The organism is Paenibacillus agaridevorans (assembly GCF_018604145.1).
GTDB classification, from domain to species: Bacteria; Bacillota; Bacilli; order Paenibacillales; family Paenibacillaceae; genus Pristimantibacillus; species Pristimantibacillus agaridevorans.
The window spans coordinates 5,331,479-5,351,051 of sequence record NZ_CP075889.1 but is presented as its reverse complement, the minus strand read 5'-3'; the positions used below and the strand labels follow the sequence as shown (position 1 = coordinate 5,351,051).

Below are 19,573 nucleotides of genomic sequence, written 5' to 3'. Positions count from 1 at the left end.
GGAGCTGTTGCTCCCACTTCTATAAGTCATTTTCTATAAGTCATTGAAAGAAAGTTACTCCGCTACGGTCCCTACGCTTTCCCGTTCAACACAGCACTTTGCCGTCACCCGCTTACAATACTTTCGCTTCATCCTGCAGCAGCTTTAAAAGCTCGGAAGCTTGCTGCGCCGCAGCTCCGCCGATCCGTTTGCCCGCCGCCCGAGGCGGGGGAGGGGAGAGGGAGATCTGGCGGGTGCGGACGGCTTCGCCCGCCTTGTCCCTGCTTAACCCGATCTCGTCCGGCTCGACCACCTTCAAGGGCTTTCGTTTGGCTTTCATTATACCGGGCAGCGAAGGGTATCGCGGCTCGTTTAAGCCCTGTTGCGCCGTAACCATCGCCGGCAGCGGAATCGCGACGGTCTCCGTATCGCCCTCAACGTCGCGCTCCACAAGCGCATAGAGCGCAGCGCTGCCGACAGGGTCGACGCCAAGCTCCGCAGCGCTGCCGATCGAGAGCTTTACGGCCGCGGAAGCATGGGGCAGGCCCAGCCGCTCTGCTACTTGGAGAGCGACGCTTCCGGAGCCGCTATCGACGGCGAACAAACCGGCGAGCAGCAGGTCGGGAGACAGCGGCTCGATAATGGCGGCAAGTGCCGCGGAGAGCGCGTGGCTATCGCTGCCGAGTCCGGCGGAGTCGATGCGGATCGCCTCGTCGGCGCCTACGGCAAGCGCCGTGCGGAGCGCCTCCTGCGCGCGTTCGGAACCGCAGGTCACAACGACGACGTTGGCGCCGGAGCGCTCTTTGATCCGAAGCGCTTCTTCCAATGCGTATTCGTCGTACGGGTTAATGACCAGCTTGGCATCCCGTTCCTCGATGCCTTGAGGGGTGACGGTTATTTTCTCCTCGGTGTCGAAGGTTTGTTTAAGCAGAACCACAATTGTTTGCATGGCAACCTCCCTTGCGAGCTTGGATTTACTGATGTTATTCCGGTCGGAACACACTGTCCATCAGTGCTACCTTATGATGCTGCCGCCGGCTTTAGACCCCCTGCGAGCCATCCGAAAAAAGCATGTTCGCGCCATCCCGTTCATATAAATGGAGGACCGGGGATAATTATGAAAGCGCTTCAAAAGCTTGTCCCAAAAAAGAGCTCCGTAATGAGGGGAGCCAGATGGGATCGGTCGACAAGGGAGGGCTGACAAGTGGCAGGGCAATGGATAATGCTCCTTTCTGTCGGTGTGCAGATTGGCGTATTGACGGAAAAGAGGGCGCTTGCGGCCTTGCTGGCCGTAGGCGGGTCTAATGCGTCGTGGATGAGATGGTTGCTGTTCGCGCTGCTCGTAGCGGCGGCCGTCTGGATGTTCGCGGCTGTCGTGCGGCGAAGAATCGGCTATATGAAGCTGGGCGTTCCAGCCGTGTTCGAGCGGCATCGGCCGGGAGGCTTGGAGCGAAAGACCGCCAAAGACGGAGCTCTGCAGGATAGCGTTGGCAGCGAACCCGGTTCCGGAATCAAGGAAAGTCGTTGGCGAGGGAGAAGCGTCCGCAGCCGCGGGAAGACGGGGATCGGAAGCGAGATGTTCGGTCACCGCCGGCTGCTGAATGATTGGCGAAGCGGATCCATGCATTTGGTTTATTTTTACGGATTCATCATGCTGCAGTTCGGAGCGGTAGACCTTATATGGAAGGGGCTTAACGGCGGCGAAGCCTTGCCGATTCCGTTCTACGGGCCGTTCTCCTGGCTGCAGGAGGTTACCGTGTTCCTCGTGTTGCTGGCTGTCGTCTATGGCGGGTATAGGAGGTACGGCGAGCAACTGGCCCGGCTCAAAAAGGGATGGAAACCCTCTATCGTGCTCTGGTTCATCGGGGGATTGATGTTGTCGATCCTGCTGTCTCTCTCCTTCGAGAGATTGGGGGCGGCACCTGTCGCCGAAGCCCGGTACGCTCCTATCAGCGGTCCTGTTTCGGAGCTGCTGGGCCATCTGGTCGCACGGGGCAGCCCGCTGGCCCATGCCTGGTTCGAAGCCTTCTGGTGGCTGCATCTGGTTATCCTGCTAAGCTTTCTCGTGTACGTTCCGCAGTCCAAACACTTCCACCTCATCACCGCGCCCGTAAACATCTGGTTCCGCCGCAATACGCCGCCGGGAAGGCTGGCCCCGCTCGACTTGGAGAACGAGGAGGCGGAGAGCTTCGGGGTCGGCAAGGTGGAGCAATTTACGCAGAAGCAGCTGCTGGACCTGTACGCTTGCGTGGAGTGCGGGCGATGCACGAATGTGTGCCCGGCTTCGAGCACCGGCAAGCTGTTGTCGCCGATGCATCTCATCGTGAAGCTGCGCGACCATCTCACGGAGAAAGGGGCATCCATCACCTCAAAGTCGCCATGGCTGCCGGGCAGCCTGATATGGCAGGGCGCCGAGCCGGCCGCGCATGCCATGGGCTCCGTCATGCCGGACTGGGACAGTCATGGAGACGAGGCGGAGCCGCTTGCCGCCTACAAGACGAATATCGCGCCTACGATGGATGTGCAGAAGGCCGGATGGGCGAAACAAGCCGGAGCGAAGGCGGAGGACCTTGAGCTGATCGGCGACGTGATGACGGAGGATGAACTGTGGGCTTGCACGACGTGCCGGAACTGCGAGGAGCAATGCCCGGTCGGCAACGAGCACGTGGACAAAATCATCGACATGCGCAGATATCTCGTGCTGATGGAAGGGCGGCTTCCGGCAGACGGCCAGCGGGCGCTGCAAAACATTGAACGCCAAAGCAACCCTTGGGGGCTGCCGCGTGCGGAGCGCGCCGCATGGATCGAAGAGTGCTACAGCCGTACGGGCATCCGGGTTGACACGATGGCGGAGCGGAAGCAGCGCGGCGAGAAACTGCCATCGCTGCTGATCTGGGCGGGCTCCATGGGCGCTTACGACACGAGAAGCCGCAAAGTGCTGTTTGACGTTATTCGGCTGCTGAAGCATGCGGGCATCGATTTTGCAACGTTGGGGAATGAGGAGAAAAGCTCCGGCGATACGGCCAGACGCATTGGCAACGAACTGCTATTCCAGGAGCTGTGCAGGGAGAATATCGCGACATTAGGCAAATATGGGATTAGTCATATCGTGACCGTGTGTCCGCATACGTTTAACACGTTCAAGAATGAATACCCGGACTTCGGGTTGTCGCCGGGCGTGCGGGTGGAACATCATACGGAGCTGCTGGCCAGGCTGGTGGCGGAACGGAGGCTGAAGACGAGGTTCGCCGTGGAAGAGCAAGTGACGATTCACGACTCCTGTTATCTGGGGCGTTACAACAACTCGTATGAGGCGCCGCGCAGCGTGCTGCAGGCTATACCGGGCATATCCGTGCGCGAAATGGAGCGTTCCGGTCCTCAAGGCATGTGCTGCGGAGCCGGCGGCGGTCTGATGTGGATGGAGGAGCATTCCGGTACTCGGGTCAATTACGCCCGGACGGCGCAGGCGCTGGAGGTGAAGCCGTCCGTCATTAGCTCCGCTTGTCCGTATTGCCTGACCATGATGGAGGACGGCCTCCGCTTCCTGTCCGCGGACGAGGAGGTCGAAGCGCGGGACGTGGCGGAGCTGCTGGCGGAGAGCGTATTTGGCAGGTAACACAACATCCAAAAGGAGAGTGAAGCAAGCGATGTCGATTTCAACGACTCGAAGGAGGAGCGCGACAGCCGTCCGGACCGCCGCCGTCATCGGCTCGGGGGTCATGGGAGCGGGAATCGCCGCCCACTTGGCCAACTCGGGAATGCGGGTGCTGCTGCTCGATGTTGTTCCGGGAGAGCTGACGAACGAAGAAGCGGACAAAGGGTTGACGCTGGACGATGCGGCGGTCCGCAACCGTTTGGCGGGCAGAGCCGTCGCGAACATGGCCCGAAGCCAGCCCGCGCTCCTGTACGATTCGTCATGGACCTCGCGGATCAGACCGGGCAACCTGACGGACGATCTCGCGCTGCTGGGCGACACGGACTGGATCGTCGAGGCGGTCGTCGAGCGGCTGGACGTCAAGCGGGAGGTGCTCGCGGCGATCGAATCGGCAAGGCGGCCCGGAACGCTCGTCACCACGAACACGTCCGGTCTGTCCGTGGCCGCGATGGCGGAAGGAAGGAGCAAGGAATTTCGGGAGCATTTTGCGGCGACGCATTTCTTTAATCCTCCGCGGTACATGAAGCTAGTCGAGATCGTGCCGACGGAGGACACGGCGCCCGAGGTAATGGAACTGCTGGAGGAGCTCTGCGTGAGCCGGCTGGGCAAGGGCGTCGTCGTCGCCAGGGATACGCCGAACTTCATCGCGAACCGGATCGGCACGTACGGGATGCTCGTCACGCTGGCGGACACGATCCGTTTCGGGCTCACGGTAGAGGAAGCAGATGCGTTGACGGGTCCGGCGCTGGGCCGGCCGAAGACCGCAACTTACCGCATGCTGGATCTCGTCGGCCTCGATACGCTGCTGCACGTTGTCGACAACGTGAGGGAACGGAGCGGGGACGAGGCGGAGCGGGCTGTTTTTGCAAGGCCGCAATTGCTGGAGGAGCTGGTGGCGTCGGGAAGGCTGGGGGAAAAAAGCGGCGCCGGCTTTTATCGCAAGCGCAAGGACGCGGACGGACGCAGCCGCATCGAGTCGCTTCGCTTCGGGACGATGGAGTACGGGCCGCAGGTGCGGGTCTCCTCGCCGGTCATCGACGCCGCGAAGTCCGCGAAGGGGGCGGCGGCGAAGGCGAAAGCGCTGCTTGGCGCTAATCCGAAGGATCGATACGCGCAGTTCGCCTGGTCGACCGTCAAGGCGACTTTGTTGTATTCGGCGGCGCAAGTGGGCGTCATCGCGGAATCCGTCGTCGATATCGACCGCGCGATGAAGTGGGGGTTCAACTGGGAGCTGGGGCCGTTCGAGCTGTGGGATGCCATCGGCCTTGAGGCATCCGTTGAGCGGATGAAACAGGAGGGCGAGAGCGTTCCGGAGTGGGTGGAGGCGTGGCTGCGGGAGGGGCATGCCTCCTTCTACCAGACATCGGAGCGTAAGCGGTTCTACGCATCGCCTTCCGGCGGATTGAGCGAGGAAAGGCAGGAGGAGGACGTCATTTCGCTGGCGGCGCTAAAAGCGGACGGACGGACGGTGCTCGGCACGCCCGGCGCAAGCTTGATCGACATCGGCGGCGACGTCGTCTGCCTGGAATTCCATTCTCCGAACAATGCGATCGGCGGAGATGTCCTGTCCGCGATTCGCCAGAGCGCGGCGGAGGTGTCGCGCAACTGGCGCGGGCTCGTGCTGGCGAACGAAGGCCGGAACTTCTGCGTCGGCGCCAACCTCATGCTGCTGCTTATGGAAGCGCAGGCTGGGGAGTGGGAAGAGGTGGAGGACATCATCCGCTTCTTCCAGGACAGCATGCTCCGGCTCAAGAGGCTGGATCGTCCCGTCGTTGCGGCCCCGCACCGGATGACGCTGGGCGGCGGCGTCGAAGCCTGCTTGCCGGCGGATGTCATCCTTCTGTCGCCGGAGACATATTTCGGCTTGGTGGAGACGGGGGTCGGCTTGATCCCGGCTGGTGGCGGCTGCAAGGAAGCGGCGATCTCGGCGATGCAGCGGGCGGGGCTTTCGGCGGCAGCGGGGGCTGGCAGAGACGGGGCGACGCCGGGTGACTTGCAGCCGCATCTGAACGCGCTGTTCGAGACGATTGCGATGGCGAAGACGTCCACGAGCGGCCATGACGCCGCCAAGCTGGGACTGCTACGCCCGCAGGACCGGACGCTCGTCCGGCAGGACGCCCGCATCGCGGAAGCGAAGCGGCTCGTGCTCGAGCTCGACCGCGCGGGTTACACGGCGCCCGAGGAGGAGCGCGTCGCCGTCGGCGGCAGGGAGAGCAAGGCGGTGCTCGCCATGGACGTGCAGGCGATGCGGCTCTCCGGCCATATTAGCGCGCACGATGCGCTTATCGCGGGCAAGCTTGCGCATGTGCTCTCGGGCGGCGACGTTCGCCAGGGCGCGCGGGTGAGCGAGCAGTATCTGCTCGATCTGGAGTGCGAGGCGTTCCTCAGCCTGTGCGGCGAGAGCAAGACGCAGGAGCGGATGAGCCACATGCTGACCAAAGGCAAGCCGCTGCGGAACTAGCGTCGTGGCCGCAGGGGCCGGGCTCGGCAAGATTGTGGGCGAGACCGGCGAGGCCGTCTTGCAGGCCCGCCCGGCGGTCGAATCCGCAGGATTTTGCATAGAAGCTTACACGTTCGGTTGTGCTGCCATAGGCGGTATAAACGCCTATAGGTCGAAAAGTAGATGAGATGTGCTGCCATAGTCGTTATTAACGCCTATAGGTTGAAAAGTAGCTGAGATGTGTTGTCATAGGCGTTATTAACGCCGATAGGTCGAAAAGTAGCTAAGATGTGCTGCCATAGTCGTTATTAACGCCTATAGGGTGAAAAGTAGCTGAGATGTGGTGTCATAGGCGTTATTAACGCCTATAGGGCGAAAAGTAGCTGAGATGTGGTGTCATAGGCGTTATTAACGCCTATAGGTTGAAAAGTAGCTGAGATGTGCTGCCATAGGCGGTATAAACGCCTATAGGTCGAAAAGTAGCTGAGATGTGCTGCCATAGGCGGTATAAACGCCGATAGGGTGAAAAGTAGCTGAGATGTGCTGCCATAGGCGGTATAAACGCCGATAGGTCGGAAAGTAGCTGAGATGTGCTGCCATTGGCCTATTAACGTGCGTAGCGTCTAAAAGGCGGCGTTCGAGCGACTGTAGGCGCTACGCACTTCCACCACGTCGATTACTGTACTACTAAATAGTGAACTCGACCAATCCAAGAAACCGCTTTACAGGTCCACCCGACGGTCGAATCCGCCGAATAAGTCGGCGAGACCGCCTTACAGGTCCGTCCGGCGGTCGAATCCGCCGAATAAGTCGGCGAGACCAACAATATGTTTTGCGAAAGGAGCATTTGACTATGGGGACCGAGCAATCGTTGCCGGGTTCGCCGTTCGCGCAGTCAGGGCGAGATGCCGTTATCGTCGCGGCGGCGAGGACGGCGGTAGGCAAAGCGAATAAAGGCAGTCTGGCCGAGACCCGCGCGGAGGATCTGGGGCGGGCCGTACTGCTGGGGGCGCTGGAGAAAGTGCCGGAGCTTGATCCGGCATTCATCGAGGATGTCATCATCGGCTGTGCCATGCCGGAGGGCGAGCAAGGGCTTAATATGGCGCGCATCGTGTCGTTATACGCAGGGCTGCCAGTCACCACGCCGGCGGTTACGATTAACCGCTTCTGCGCTTCGGGGCTGCAGTCTATCGCATATGCCGCCGAACGCATTCGGCTAGGTGAAGCGGACGTTGTCGTCGCCGGCGGCGTGGAGAGCATGAGCCACGTGCCGATGAGCGGCTTCCGTGTGTCACCGCACCCCGGAATTGTAGATGCTATGCCGGAAGTATACATGGGAATGGGCCATACGGCAGAGGAGGTCGCCAGAAGGTACGGCGTATCTAGGGAGGAGCAGGATGAATTCGCGGCAGGCAGTCATCGGAAAGCGGCGGCCGCGATTGCGGCGGGACGCTTCGAGGACGAGATCGTTCCGGTCACCGCTACACGCTCCGGCACGAACGATGCAGGTCGTCCTTGGGAGAAAACATTCGTGTTTAGAGTCGACGAGGGGGTTCGACCGGAGACGACGCCAAAGACGCTGGCTCCGCTCAAGCCCTCCTTCGCTCGCGAAGGAACGGTGACGGCGGGCAATGCCTCCCAGATGAGCGACGGGGCAGCAGCCGTCATCGTTACGAGCCGCGAGAAGGCCGAAGAACTTGGCGTGAGGCCGCTTGCCGCTTTTCGCAGCTTCGCGGTTGCGGGCGTTGCACCCGAGGTGATGGGCATCGGTCCTATCGAGGCGATTCCCAAGGCTCTGGCGAAAGCGGGCATTACGAAGGAGCAGGTGGACCTGTTCGAGCTAAACGAAGCGTTCGCGGCCCAGTGCGTGCCGATCATCCGCGAGTTGGGGCTGGATCCCGAACGTGTGAACGTGAACGGAGGAGCGATCGCGCTCGGGCATCCCTTGGGATGTACCGGCACGAAGCTGACCGTGTCGCTCATCCACGAGCTGCGCCGTCGCGGTGGCGGAATTGGCGTCGTGACGATGTGCATCGGAGGCGGGATGGGAGCCGCTGGCGTTATTGAGGTCTATCCGGAGAGTTAGCGTGCAACGCTCATCCACGAGTTGCGCCGTCACGGAGCAGAATGGGAGCTGCTGGCGTTATTGAGGTCTATCCGGAGAGTTAGCGTGCAACGCTCATCCATGAGCTGCGCCGTCGCGGTGGCGGAATTGGCGTCGTGACGATGTGCATCGGAGGCGGGATGGAAGCATCGGATGTTCGACTGACTATGACTTGAGGAGGAATGCGATAGTGGCGACGGGAACGATACGTTTCGGCGGGCGGTTCGTCGTACAGGACAGCGATCCGGCGTCGGTAGTGACGCCGGAGGACTTCACGGAGGAGCAAATGATGATGGCCCAGGCGGCAGAGCAGTTCCTGGAGACGGAGCTGGCGCCGCGCGATGCGGAGGTCGAAGCGCTCAATTATGAGCTGACGGTTCAGCTTATGCGCAAAGCCGGGGAGCTGGGCCTGCTTGGCGCAGACGTGCCGGAGCTTTACGGAGGCATCGGGCTCGACAAGGTGAGCACGACGCTGCTTGCCGAGACGATGGCGAGGGCATCGTCGTTCGCATTGTCGGTCGGCGCTCATACCGGCATTGGGACGCTCCCGATCGTGTTCTTCGGCACGCCGGAGCAGAAGGCCAAGTACCTTCCGGACCTGGCGTCGGGGAATCGGATCGCGGCCTATTGCTTGACCGAGCCGGCTTCAGGCTCCGACGCGCTCGGTGCGAAGTCGACGGCGAAGCTGACGGAGAATGGGCAATTTTATGTGCTTAACGGTTCCAAGTTATACATTACGAATGCGGGATTCGCAGACGTGTTCATCGTGTATGCCAAGGTGGACGGAGAACGATTTACGGCGTTTATCGTGGAACGGGAGATGGCGGGGTTCAGTATCGGTCCGGAGGAGCATAAGATGGGCATCAAGGGCTCTTCGACGTGCCCGCTGTTTTTCGAGGACGTCCACGTCCCGGTCGGGAATGTGCTCGGGGAGGTCGGCAAAGGCCATCTCATCGCCTTCAATATTTTGAATATTGGCCGCTTCAAGCTCGGCGCGGCTTGCCTTGGCTCGTCGAAGGAGACCATTGAGCTGGCATCCGCTTATGCCAATACGCGCAAGCAGTTCGGTCACGAGTTGTCGCGTTACCCGCTAATCGGAGCCAAGCTTGCGGACATGAACATTACGACGTTCGTGCTGGAGAGCATGGTATACCGGATCGCGGGTTACATTGATGCGACGCTGCGCGAGCTGGAGGAGCAGGAGGGGGGCGGAGACGATTACTCCGAAAGCTCGGCGGGTGCCGGGGCTCGGGCGGTGAAGGCGATCAGCGAGTATGCGATAGAATGCTCGATTCTAAAGGTTTTTGCATCGGAGGCGCTTGATTCCGTCATCGACGAGGGCGTGCAGATTCACGGCGGTTATGGCTATATTCGCGAATATAAGGTAGAGCGGATTTATCGGGATTCGCGGATTAACCGGATTTTCGAGGGGACCAATGAGATCAACCGAATGCTCATCCCTGGCACGCTGCTCAAAAAGGCAATGAAAGGCGAGCTCCCGCTCATGGAAAAAACGCAGTCGCTTCTGGGCGAGCTGATGGGACCCATGTCGTTGCCGACATTCTCGGAGCCGCTGGACAAGGAAACTTACCGCGTTGCCCAAGCGAAAAAAACATTTCTCGCCATCGGCGGCCTCGCGGTCCAAAAGCTGGGCACGAAGCTTGAAAGAGAGCAGGAGGTGCTATGCGTATTAGCGGATCTGATGATTCAAGTCTTCGCGATGGAAAGCGCGCTGCTGCGGTCGCAGAAGATGCTGTCCAGAGAAGGGGGAGCGCAAACGGAGGACGCTCGCCTTGCGCTGTCTATGACGGAGGTGTTCGTGCAGGAGGCCATGGAGAAGATCGAATCGCTTGCCAAGACTGCGCTCTCTGCTCTGGAGCGCGGCGACGGGCTGCAGATGCAACTGTCCGTCTTGAAGAAGCTGATGCGGGCGCCACTGTCGGATACGATCGCTCTCAAGCGAGAGATCGCGGCCCGCGTGATTCGCAGTGAACACTATGTCGTGTAGAGGGGGAGTGCAGCGATGGAATCGCGTAGACCTGGAGACCCGCTATCGTCCGATTCATTGCCGAACGAAGATTCGCGCGCCGCAGATCAGCAGGAGGGAAATTCGGCCGAAGCTGTATTCGCAGAGCCGCAAGCACGTGAGAACGCCTCGGAAGGGAGCCTCGCGGCTCCCGAACCTGCCGAGTCTGGGGAGGCTCGGGGGGATTGGGACGTTGCAGAGCCTGGGACTGGGGAGAGTCCGTCAGTTCTGAGCGAGCTTCAAGCTCAGAGCGGCGACACCGACTCGGGGGAAGAATCCTCCTCGCAGAACCAAGCGTCAGACGCTGGTCATGTCGATGATGAAACGGACATCTTCCTTAACTCGCCGGAAGCGATGGATCATGACGCCGATGCCGTCGGGGAAGAGGGAGCGTCGACTCTGGCTGCGAGAATACCGGTTGATGCCATTCCGCCGCCGGAGCAGTCTGCTCCCGCATCGGAAGCGGCGCCTGAACCGGCAGCGGATCAAGCCGGGGATACCGAAGCGCTCCCGGGGGCGGATTCGCCAGCCGAGGAAACTTCGCTTGAAGTTGCGTTAGGAGTTCTGCAAGAAGCAGATAGCCCATCCGCCGAAGGGGATCCTTCGGGGGGCACTGCGGGCGAGTCGCCTGGTGGGACACCGATTGCGGATATACCGGCCGAATCAGGAGCGTTGTCTGGCGACAGTGAGCTCGCGTCCGTCGACGAAACGAACATAGCTACCTCCAACGCAGATGCATCGCCATCCGAGTCCCCCTCTGCCACTGCAAAATTCTCCAACGAAGCCGCAACGCCATCCGAAGAGTCACCGCCGGCAGAGTCGGCATCTGCCGTTTCGGAGAGCTCCAGCGAAGCCTCTTCTCTCACCGCATCAGGCTCAGTCGAAACCGTCCCGCCGGATCCTGAAGTGTCGAGCGAGAGCACTCCGCCTGGCGACAAGGCGCCATTTAGCCGGCCTTGGCTGGCGAACTACCCGGCGGAGGTGCCGCATTCGCTGAACTACCCGAATCAGAGCATCGCGCAGTTCCTGCTGGACTCGGTGGGACGTTTTCCAGATCACAAGGCGCTGCACTTCCTGGGCAAAACGATGACCTACCGCGAGCTCCATACCGCCGCCGTCCGACTGGCCACCGAACTCGTCGCGCTCGGAGTCTCGAAGGGCGACCGCGTTGCCATTATGCTGCCGAATTGTCCGCAGGCGGTCGTGTCTTACTATGGCGTGCTGCTCGCCGGCGCCGTCGTCGTGCAGACGAATCCGCTGTACGTGGAGCGGGAGCTGGAGCATCAATTGAAGGATAGCGGCGCCGTCGCGATCCTCACGATTGATCTTCTCTACGGCAGGCTGTCGCGCGTTCGCGGCGAGAAGCCGGAGGAAGGACCGGTTCCGGCACTTCGTCATGTCATTGTCACGTCCATTAAAGACGGTCTGCCCTTCCCGAAAAATTTGCTTTATCCCATCAAGCAGCGCAAGGAAGGATTCATGAACGACATTCCGTACGGGAAGCACGGCGTGCTGGCGTACAAAAAGCTGCTCGCCGGTCATGCGCCTTCCCTGGAGCTGCCGGAGCTTGGACGCGGGGATGAGCTTGCGGCGCTGCAATATACCGGAGGCACTACCGGGACGCCAAAGGGAGTGATGCTGACGCACGGCAACTTGGTCTCCAACACGCTCCAGACGTCGGCATGGTGCTATAAGGCGGAGGACGGCAAGGAAAAATTTCTGGCCGCGCTGCCGTTGTTCCATGTGTTCGGTTTGACGGTACTAATGAACATGTCCGTCTTGCGGGCCGGGATGCTCGTGCTGCTGCCGCGCTTCGAGCTGGACGTCGTGCTAAAGACGATCGACGCCGAGAAACCGACGATTTTCCCTGGCGCTCCAACGATGTATGTGGCCCTGATCAACCATGCGAACGCCGCCAAAAACGATCTGTCTTCCATTAATGTGTGCATCAGCGGATCGTCGGCTCTGCCGCTGGAGGTTCAGGAGCAATTCGAATCGCTTACGGGCGGCAGGCTGGTGGAAGGTTACGGGCTGACAGAGGCGTCGCCAGTCACTCATGCGAATCCCATCTGGGGCAAGCGGAAGATCGGCACGATCGGCCTCCCGTTCCCGGATACCGATGTCGCGATTGTCGATCCGTCTACCGGACGCAGGCTGAAGACGGGGGAAATGGGCGAGCTTGTCGTTCGCGGCCCTCAGGTAATGGCAGGGTATTGGAACCGTCCCGAGGAAACTGCCGCAACGCTTCGAGAAGGCTGGCTCCATACGGGAGACTTGGCGACAATCGACGAAGAGGGCTACTGTACGATTATGGATCGAATCAAGGACGTCATTATCGCGAGCGGCTTCAATGTCTACCCGCGCGAGGTTGAGGAGGTGCTGTTCGAGCACCCGGCGGTGAGGGAGGCTGCCGTCATCGGAGTGAAGGACGAATACCGCGGCGAAACGGTGAAGGCTTTCATTGTGCTGAAGGAAGGCTGGCATGTGTCGGACAGTCAGCTTGACCGATGGTGCAGAGACCGTCTGGCCGCTTACAAGGTGCCGCACCGGTATGCATTTAGGGAAACGCTTCCAAAAACGATGGTAGGCAAGGTGCTGCGCCGCAAGTTGGCCGAAGAGGAAGCCGAGTCGATGGAGAAGGCGAAGGAGGGTTAGAAGGCAATGAGGGAAGACGAGGCAGCGCGCCGAGCCGAGGAGGCAGAAGCATGGCAGCGGCTTGCGGAGCGGGCCGAGGAGACTTTTTGGGGGAGGCTCGGGTGCAAGGTCGTGTCGGCGGACGGAGCCAAGACGACGATCAGTTTGAACATCGAGCCCTCTCATCTGAACATGCTGGGCATCGTGCATGGCGGAGTGCTGATGTCGATGATGGACAATGCAATGGGGCTACTCGTCATGCTTGCCGAGAGCAATGAGCGGACAGTTACCGCCAATATGAACACCCATTTCCTATCCAGTGCAAGGGAAGGAACTTTGATCTGCGAAGCGGAAACCATTCATCGCACAGGACGTACGATTACTTTGCGAGCGTCGGTCATGGATGGGGACGGAAAGCTTCTTGCCTGGGGGAGCGGAGCTTACCGGAAAATATGATCGCAAGAAAATTTTTCCATAAGGACAGTTTCCACGAGTTGCCAGTCTATGTTGATTTCGATATAATATTAGCTAATATATGGAATAATTTTTGGGCAATTTGACCCTACATTCCACGTCGGGATTCGCCGATATTTGAATTAGATTGGAGGTGGGGGCATGCCCCGGGATTGGGTTACGATCGCGTTGCTCGCATTCGGAATTGCGGTTGGCGTAGTCGGCGTAGTGGCTTATTTGCGTATGTACAGAAAGGAGAAACTCGCCGAATCCAAGTCCTCGGAGGATGCCTCCAGCACGGACTCGGAGGCAGATGACGAACGAAAACAGACCAAGGGTTAATTTTTGTTCACTTTCATAATTGTGGGCAAACTGATATAATAGTAAGAAAAATGAAAACATTGTGACTCATTGGCCATGGAGTTAGCCTGCACCGAAGGGGGTTCTTGCGGTGTAAGAGCCGCATACGTTCTCGGATTATACTGTTTAGGACGACCATCCATCGTATAAGGGAGGAGATTTCATGGCGAAGCATAGCCAGAATGAAGTCAAGGAAAGCCTGAAGGAACTTACGAGAATTTTCCAGCCCAAGGACCCGCGCAAGTTTGTGAAGGATTACATTCGCAAATATCGCATAACAGGCGGATATGAGGATGAGTTAACTTCCCTTGTCGAAGACGAGCTCGGCAGATTGAACTCCTCGGTAGGATGATGACACAGTGACAATTCAAGCTTTGTTTCCCGTTTGCAGGACGGGGAGCAGGGCTTTTTTATTTTAGGAAATTATGCGACATAGCGTCCATAGGCGCTTTTTACGCCTATGGCTCCAAAAAGTAGGCGAACGAGCAGCTGTAGGCGTTAAAAGCGCCGATGGACCGGAAAGTAACTTTGATTAACGTCCATAAGCGTTAATAACGATTATGGCTCCAAAAAGTAGGCGAACGAGCAGCTGTAGGCGTTAAAAGCGCCGATGGACCAGAAAGTAACTCTGATTAACATCCATAGGCGTTAGTAACGCTTATGGCTCCAAAAAGTAGGCGAACAAGCAGCTGTAGGCGTTAAAAACGCCGATGGACCAGAAAGTAACTCTGATTGACGTCCATAGGCGTTAGTAACGCTTATGGCTCCAAAAAGTAGGCGAACGAGCAGCTGTAGGCGTTAAAAGCGCCGATGGACCGGAAAGTAACTTTGATTAACGTTCATAAGCGTTAATAACGATTATGGCTCCAAAAAGTAGGCGAACAAGCAGCTGTAGGCGTTAAAAGCGCCGATGGACCGGAAAGTAACTCTGATTAGCGTCCATAGGCGTTAGTAACGCTTATGACTCTAAAAAGTACAAAAATTAGCAAGTGCTGTCCGTTAGAGCCCGGGAGTTATACCTCCGATATTACGCGCTGAGGCGGGCAGTCACGCTCGAATTGCTGAGCAAAGAGTTTTTATCGTTGCAATCGGGGGGCATTTCCTCTATAATTTCAATGTGATTGTTATTGAGAATCAATATCAATAAAAGATAAGAAGGTATAGGAACCCATGTCGACTAGATCAAACAAGACCAGAAACGGCTCCAAGCCGGCAGAGGCGGACGCAGCAGCAATAAATGCGACAATGCAAACATCTTCCGTATCGGAAGCGCAGCAGTCATCCCATTCTTATCATCCCGCATTTTCTGGTACCGCAACGACTACGCCATCCTCGCACGCCCCCATCAAGAGCAGACCGATTGCTGCTACGGTCGTCTTGTTTGGCGGTCTTATCGCGCTCGTGCTTGGACTTTTCCTTTCTATTAACTTCGGGGCAGCGGACATCTCATTCAAGGTCGTGTGGCAAGCGATCTTTCAGTTCAATCCCGAGCTGACCGATCACCAGATTATCAGAGAGCTCCGTCTGCCGCGCGTGTTTGGCGGCGCAATGGTGGGGGCGAGTTTCGCGGTGGCCGGCGCGATCATGCAGGGCATGACCCGCAACCCGCTTGCCGACTCCGGCTTGCTGGGCATCAACTCAGGGGCGGGTTTTATGCTTGCTATCTGCTTCGCATTTTTCCCGGGCCTGCCGTTCATGTCCGTTATCCTGTTCTCGTTTGTGGGAGCGGCGCTCGGCGCGGGCTTGGTATACGGCATCGGCGCGCTTGCCAAGGGAGGCCTTTCGCCTGCCCGCCTCGTATTGGCCGGAGCCGCGTTGAGCGCATTGCTTAGCGCGCTGGCAGAGGGCATCGCGCTTTACTTCAAGATCGGGCAAGATATCGCTTTCTGGTATGCGGGAGGCGTCGCGGGAACACGCTGGGATCAATTGCAGGTTATGTTTCCGTGGGTTGCCGTGGCGCTCGTGATGGGCATCGTGTTATCCCGTTCGGTGACTATGCTCAGCCTGGGCGAGGACATTGCGCGCGGTCTCGGCCAGAGAACGGGTTTGGTTAAAGCTCTTTGCGCCATCGTGGTGCTTATTCTGGCGGGCTCCGCGGTAGCCGTCGTCGGTGCGGTCGGCTTCGTCGGCCTCATTATTCCGCATCTGACGCGGAAGCTTGTCGGCGTCGACTATCGCTGGATCATTCCGTGCTCCGCCATTCTGGGCGCGCTGCTCGTTATCTTTGCCGACATTGCCGCCCGTATGGTTAATCCGCCCGAAGAGACGCCTATCGGAGCGCTCATCGCGCTTATCGGCGTGCCGTTTTTCCTGTATCTGGCGCGCAAGGAAAGGAGGGAGCTGTAGATGCAGGCCATCACCGCAGAATCCATCGAGAAGAAACGCCGCAGCCGCTCCATCCTGGTAATGAGCATACTTGCCGTGCTTATCTTCACCACATTCATCATAAGCATGAACACCGGCGTCATCAAACTGACGCCAAAGGATTTATTTATGACCTTGTTCGGGCAAGGAACGGATCGGCAAGAGCTTGTTCTTTTCCAATTCAGGCTGCCCCGTATCGTTATCTCGATGCTGATCGGCGCAGGACTCGCATTATCCGGCTGTATTATGCAGGGCATCACGCGCAACGCGCTTGCCGATCCCGGCCTGCTGGGCATCAACGCAGGCGCGGGTCTCGTCGTCATGCTGTATGTGTCTTACTTCCCGACAACGGCCAACGTTCCCGTCTTTTTCCTGCCTATGCTGGCTTTCGGGGGAGCGGCGCTGACGGCGTTTCTGATCTATGTGCTCGCGTACAAAAAACATGAAGGCATTATGCCAACCCGTCTCATTCTGACGGGGGTCGCAGTGGCCGCCGGCATCAGCGCGGCCATGATCGTATTGACGCTGCGCCTCAATCCTGAGAAATATCAGATGGTCGCTACATGGCTGGCAGGCTCCATATGGGGCACCAACTGGAAGTTCGTAATGGCGCTGTTGCCATGGCTGTTGTTCCTGATTCCGTACGTCATGACCAAGGCCCAGACAATGAACGTGCTGAACTTAAGCGACGCGACGGCGCGCGGTCTCGGCGCCCATGTCTCGCGCGAGCAGCTTAAGCTTCTTGCGGCAGGCGTAGCGCTGGCAGCATCCTGCGTCGCGGTCAGCGGCGGTATCGGTTTTGTCGGCTTGATCGGCCCGCATCTCGCGAAGCGGCTCGTCGGACCGAAGCATCAAGGACTGCTGCCGGCATCGGCACTAGTCGGCGCGTTGCTGGTCCTTACGGCAGATACGATCGGGCGCTGGGTTATCCAGCCTACCGAGATTCCTACGGGCATCGTCACGGCCGTAATCGGAGCGCCTTATTTCTTGTATTTGATGACAAGAACGAGAGGCTAGGAGGTTGTCGACCGTGGGATATGCCTACGAAGAGCTGGCTCAATATTTCGCCAATACGCCGCTTGCGCTGTACGGCGTATACCGCACGCAGTTGGAAGCCAATCGGGTCTACGGCGGGCATGTGGACAAGCCGACGGCCCGATGCGGCGTCCTTATCGCGCTCGATGGGGAAGCGGAGTTTCTGTTCGACGATGAGAGCTATCTGCTTGCACCGGGGAAGGTATTGATCGGCGGAGCGGGCAGGCGGCTGGAGATTATTGCCGGAGAACGGGGATTTCGGTATTGTCTTGTCCATTATTTGCCTGTGCATGTTGATTCGGATAAGGCTCTTCTCGACCGTTCGGAGGAAGGCGCGGCTGCTGAAGGGAGAATAAGGGAGCCCCGGGACATTGCTTTTCTGGAGGCTGCGCTTGCGCCTGAGCTGCTGAGGCTCGTCGACAGTTTGCTGGAGGCCGACTCGTCCCCGGATTTCATGAATCTGCTGGAGAAGAAGTCGATCTTCTACCAGATTATCGCCAATGTATTGCAATCGGAGCGTCATGGGCAGAATAAGGAAAGTTATCCTGTCATCGAAGATGCGATCCAGTATATCCAGACGCATTTTACGGAACCAATTACTCTTGCGACGCTCGCCGAGCGGTACAAGCTGAAGGCCAAGTACTTCTCGCATCTATTCACGAAGTATACCGGAATGGGTCCTATCGACTACTTGATCCACTATCGGATGAACAAGGCGCAGGAGTGGCTGCAGACGAAGCAATTTTCGGTGTCCGCCGTCGCCCGCAGCGTCGGTTATGCGGATCCGTATTATTTCAGCCGCTTGTTCAAAAAATATAAAGGCATCGCTCCCAGTCAAATCGGACTGATCGGCAGGGAGCTGGAACGCTGACGCGCAGCCTGGCATGGAAATCGTCCATCCCTCCCGCGGGAATCTCTCTATTCTCATTCCGCTCGAGGGATGGTACTGTTTTAATTGTTAATGAGAATCGTTATCGGTATGGGTAGCCGAAGAGAGGATGCTAGTCATGTTTAGAAAGTCGAGCAAAACAAGTTATGCCGCAATTATCGGAATGTTAAGCCTTATCCTGTTCCTGAGCGCTTGCTCCGGCAACGCGGGATCCAATAACGGAGGCGAGCCAAGCTCATCGCCTACTGCTTCGCCGAACGCGGAAGCAACGCAAGAGCCGACCGCGGCATTCCCGCGCACGATCGAAGCGGCAAACGGAATCATCGTCATCGAGAAGCAGCCGGAGCGCGTGGCCGTCGTTCACTGGGGGTATATCGAATCCATTCTGGTATTCGACCTGAAGACGGTGGGGCTTGCGCTGCCGTTTACAAAGGAAAACTCCTCGCTGGACTCCGAGAACTACAAGCCTTTTGTCGACAAGATCGACGAACTGGCGGTCGTCGGCGAGAACACGACGGTGAACATGGAGAGTCTGCTTGAGTATGGTCCGGATCTCATCATCGCGGGCAACGCGGTCAACGCCGAAATAACGGAGCAGTTGGAGAAAATCGCGACGACCGTCGTCATCGACGAAGCGCAGACGGACGTATGGACCAACTGGCCGGCTCTTGTCGCCAAATTCGGTGAAATGCTTGGTCAAGAAACAGTGGCATCGGACTTTATCGCCGGCTTCGAGAACAAGATCAAGGACGCGAAGGAAAAGCTGGCAGACGTAGAAGGCGGAGTCGCCTTCCTGCAAATTCGCGATACGGTAGCCTACCAGGGCGGCACTCAGACGCTGACTCCTTATTACGATAAGGGGATCGGGCTTAAAGCGCCGGAGGATCCCATTATGACAGCCGGTGCCGAGATGTCGCTGGAAGGTTTGGCCGCGCTGAACCCGGACCATCTCTTCCTGGGGTACTTCAACTATGACAATCCGGACATGGCTGCCGTCTCCGACGAATGGGAGAAAACCGAAGTATGGAAAGGTCTGAAGGCCGTCAAGAACGGTCAAGTGTACGGCTTCAACGGTACGCTCGGCATGGGCTACGGACCAATTGGCCAAAGCTACGGCATTGACACGGTGGTTGAGGCGTTGGACAAGTAATGGCCATTGCAGCGGCTCCGACAGGATAGTCGGGACGCTGGACAAGTAAAAGTATATGTTCAAAGAGCTTTCTCCTTCGGGGGAAAGCTTTTTTGTTGTTGATTTGTTGTTGTTGATTTTTATTGTAGATAGGATGTTTAGCGTGAAAATGCGATACGGATGACGATGCAGCGACTATGAACCTGGAGTAGTTAATGGGGCTAACGGACATCAGAAGCTCTATTGTTCGCTTTTTCGTTATAGTCACGTTTTAACGGACAAGGGGACGCTACTACGCATAAATGGTGCGAAATCAGGCAGGTTTGGCGCAAATAGGCTGTAATGTCGGTTACGATTCTGAAAAGCATAAATGCCGAGCGTTAGCGTCGCTGATGTCCGTTAGAATGGCGATGACGAGCAGCTTAACGCATGCATATAACTTAGACAATCCGTCCCCCGTTATCCCCCCCTTCAGGGGTGATTTTTTCATGTTGACGCACAAATG

Annotated in this window: 13 protein-coding genes and 1 pseudogene; 13 read left to right on the top strand and 1 reads right to left on the bottom strand. The window is 58.2% G+C overall.

Features of this window, described 5'->3' with window-relative positions; genetic code table 11:
- Nucleotides 1–112: 112 nt before the first annotated feature.
- Nucleotides 113–928, bottom strand: a complete 816-nt coding sequence (locus KJW29_RS21710; protein WP_214626159.1) for an electron transfer flavoprotein subunit beta/FixA family protein — start codon at nucleotides 926–928, stop codon at nucleotides 113–115.
- 366 nt (nucleotides 929–1,294) lie between these two features.
- Here KJW29_RS21710 and KJW29_RS21705 point away from each other — a divergent pair, with 366 nt between their 5' ends.
- The 13 genes and pseudogenes from KJW29_RS21705 to KJW29_RS21645 all read left to right on the top strand — a co-directional run bounded on the left by KJW29_RS21705 (nucleotide 1,295) and on the right by KJW29_RS21645 (nucleotide 19,089).
- Nucleotides 1,295–3,595 carry a (Fe-S)-binding protein gene (locus KJW29_RS21705; RefSeq protein ID WP_246608876.1) on the top strand — a complete coding sequence of 767 codons (2,301 nt, stop codon included), beginning with the start codon at nucleotides 1,295–1,297 and terminating at the stop codon, nucleotides 3,593–3,595.
- A gap of 31 nt (nucleotides 3,596–3,626) precedes the next feature.
- The gene (locus KJW29_RS21700) at nucleotides 3,627–6,095 is read left to right on the top strand and encodes a 3-hydroxyacyl-CoA dehydrogenase/enoyl-CoA hydratase family protein (RefSeq protein ID WP_214626158.1); all 2,469 of its coding nucleotides are present in this window, start codon (nucleotides 3,627–3,629) and stop codon (nucleotides 6,093–6,095) included.
- Between the two features lie 832 nt (nucleotides 6,096–6,927).
- Entirely contained in the window at nucleotides 6,928–8,160 is a 1,233-nt protein-coding gene (locus KJW29_RS21695) for an acetyl-CoA C-acyltransferase (protein ID WP_214626157.1), read from the top strand.
- Nucleotides 8,161–8,246: 86 nt separating this feature from the next.
- Nucleotides 8,247–8,354, top strand: a pseudogene (locus KJW29_RS36880) (hypothetical protein); the annotation flags it as partial.
- 11 nt (nucleotides 8,355–8,365) lie between these two features.
- A complete protein-coding gene (locus KJW29_RS21685) occupies nucleotides 8,366–10,186 on the top strand; it encodes an acyl-CoA dehydrogenase FadE (protein ID WP_425517571.1) in 1,821 nt (606 codons plus the stop codon).
- Nucleotides 10,187–11,110: 924 nt separating this feature from the next.
- A complete protein-coding gene (locus tag KJW29_RS21680; protein WP_246608875.1) occupies nucleotides 11,111–12,859 on the top strand; it encodes a long-chain-fatty-acid--CoA ligase in 1,749 nt (582 codons plus the stop codon).
- A 6-nt stretch (nucleotides 12,860–12,865) separates the two neighbouring features.
- Nucleotides 12,866–13,294, top strand: a complete 429-nt coding sequence (locus tag KJW29_RS21675; protein WP_214626156.1) for a PaaI family thioesterase — start codon at nucleotides 12,866–12,868, stop codon at nucleotides 13,292–13,294.
- Between the two features lie 159 nt (nucleotides 13,295–13,453).
- Nucleotides 13,454–13,633: a hypothetical protein gene (locus KJW29_RS21670; RefSeq protein ID WP_087570476.1), complete on the top strand. Its 180-nt coding sequence runs from the start codon at nucleotides 13,454–13,456 to the stop codon at nucleotides 13,631–13,633.
- A gap of 181 nt (nucleotides 13,634–13,814) precedes the next feature.
- Nucleotides 13,815–14,003 (top strand): hypothetical protein, encoded by a 189-nt coding sequence (locus tag KJW29_RS21665; RefSeq protein WP_068687297.1) that lies wholly within the window; start codon nucleotides 13,815–13,817, stop codon nucleotides 14,001–14,003.
- Nucleotides 14,004–14,821: 818 nt separating this feature from the next.
- The gene (locus KJW29_RS21660; protein ID WP_246608319.1) at nucleotides 14,822–15,997 is read left to right on the top strand and encodes a FecCD family ABC transporter permease; all 1,176 of its coding nucleotides are present in this window, start codon (nucleotides 14,822–14,824) and stop codon (nucleotides 15,995–15,997) included.
- The gene (locus KJW29_RS21655; RefSeq protein ID WP_214626155.1) at nucleotides 15,998–17,032 is read left to right on the top strand and encodes a FecCD family ABC transporter permease; all 1,035 of its coding nucleotides are present in this window, start codon (nucleotides 15,998–16,000) and stop codon (nucleotides 17,030–17,032) included.
- Between the two features lie 13 nt (nucleotides 17,033–17,045).
- Nucleotides 17,046–17,921 carry an AraC family transcriptional regulator gene (locus KJW29_RS21650; RefSeq protein ID WP_214626154.1) on the top strand — a complete coding sequence of 292 codons (876 nt, stop codon included), beginning with the start codon at nucleotides 17,046–17,048 and terminating at the stop codon, nucleotides 17,919–17,921.
- Between the two features lie 136 nt (nucleotides 17,922–18,057).
- Complete coding sequence (locus KJW29_RS21645; RefSeq protein WP_214626153.1) at nucleotides 18,058–19,089, top strand: ABC transporter substrate-binding protein; 1,032 nt, start codon at nucleotides 18,058–18,060, stop codon at nucleotides 19,087–19,089.
- Nucleotides 19,090–19,573: the final 484 nt, after the last annotated feature.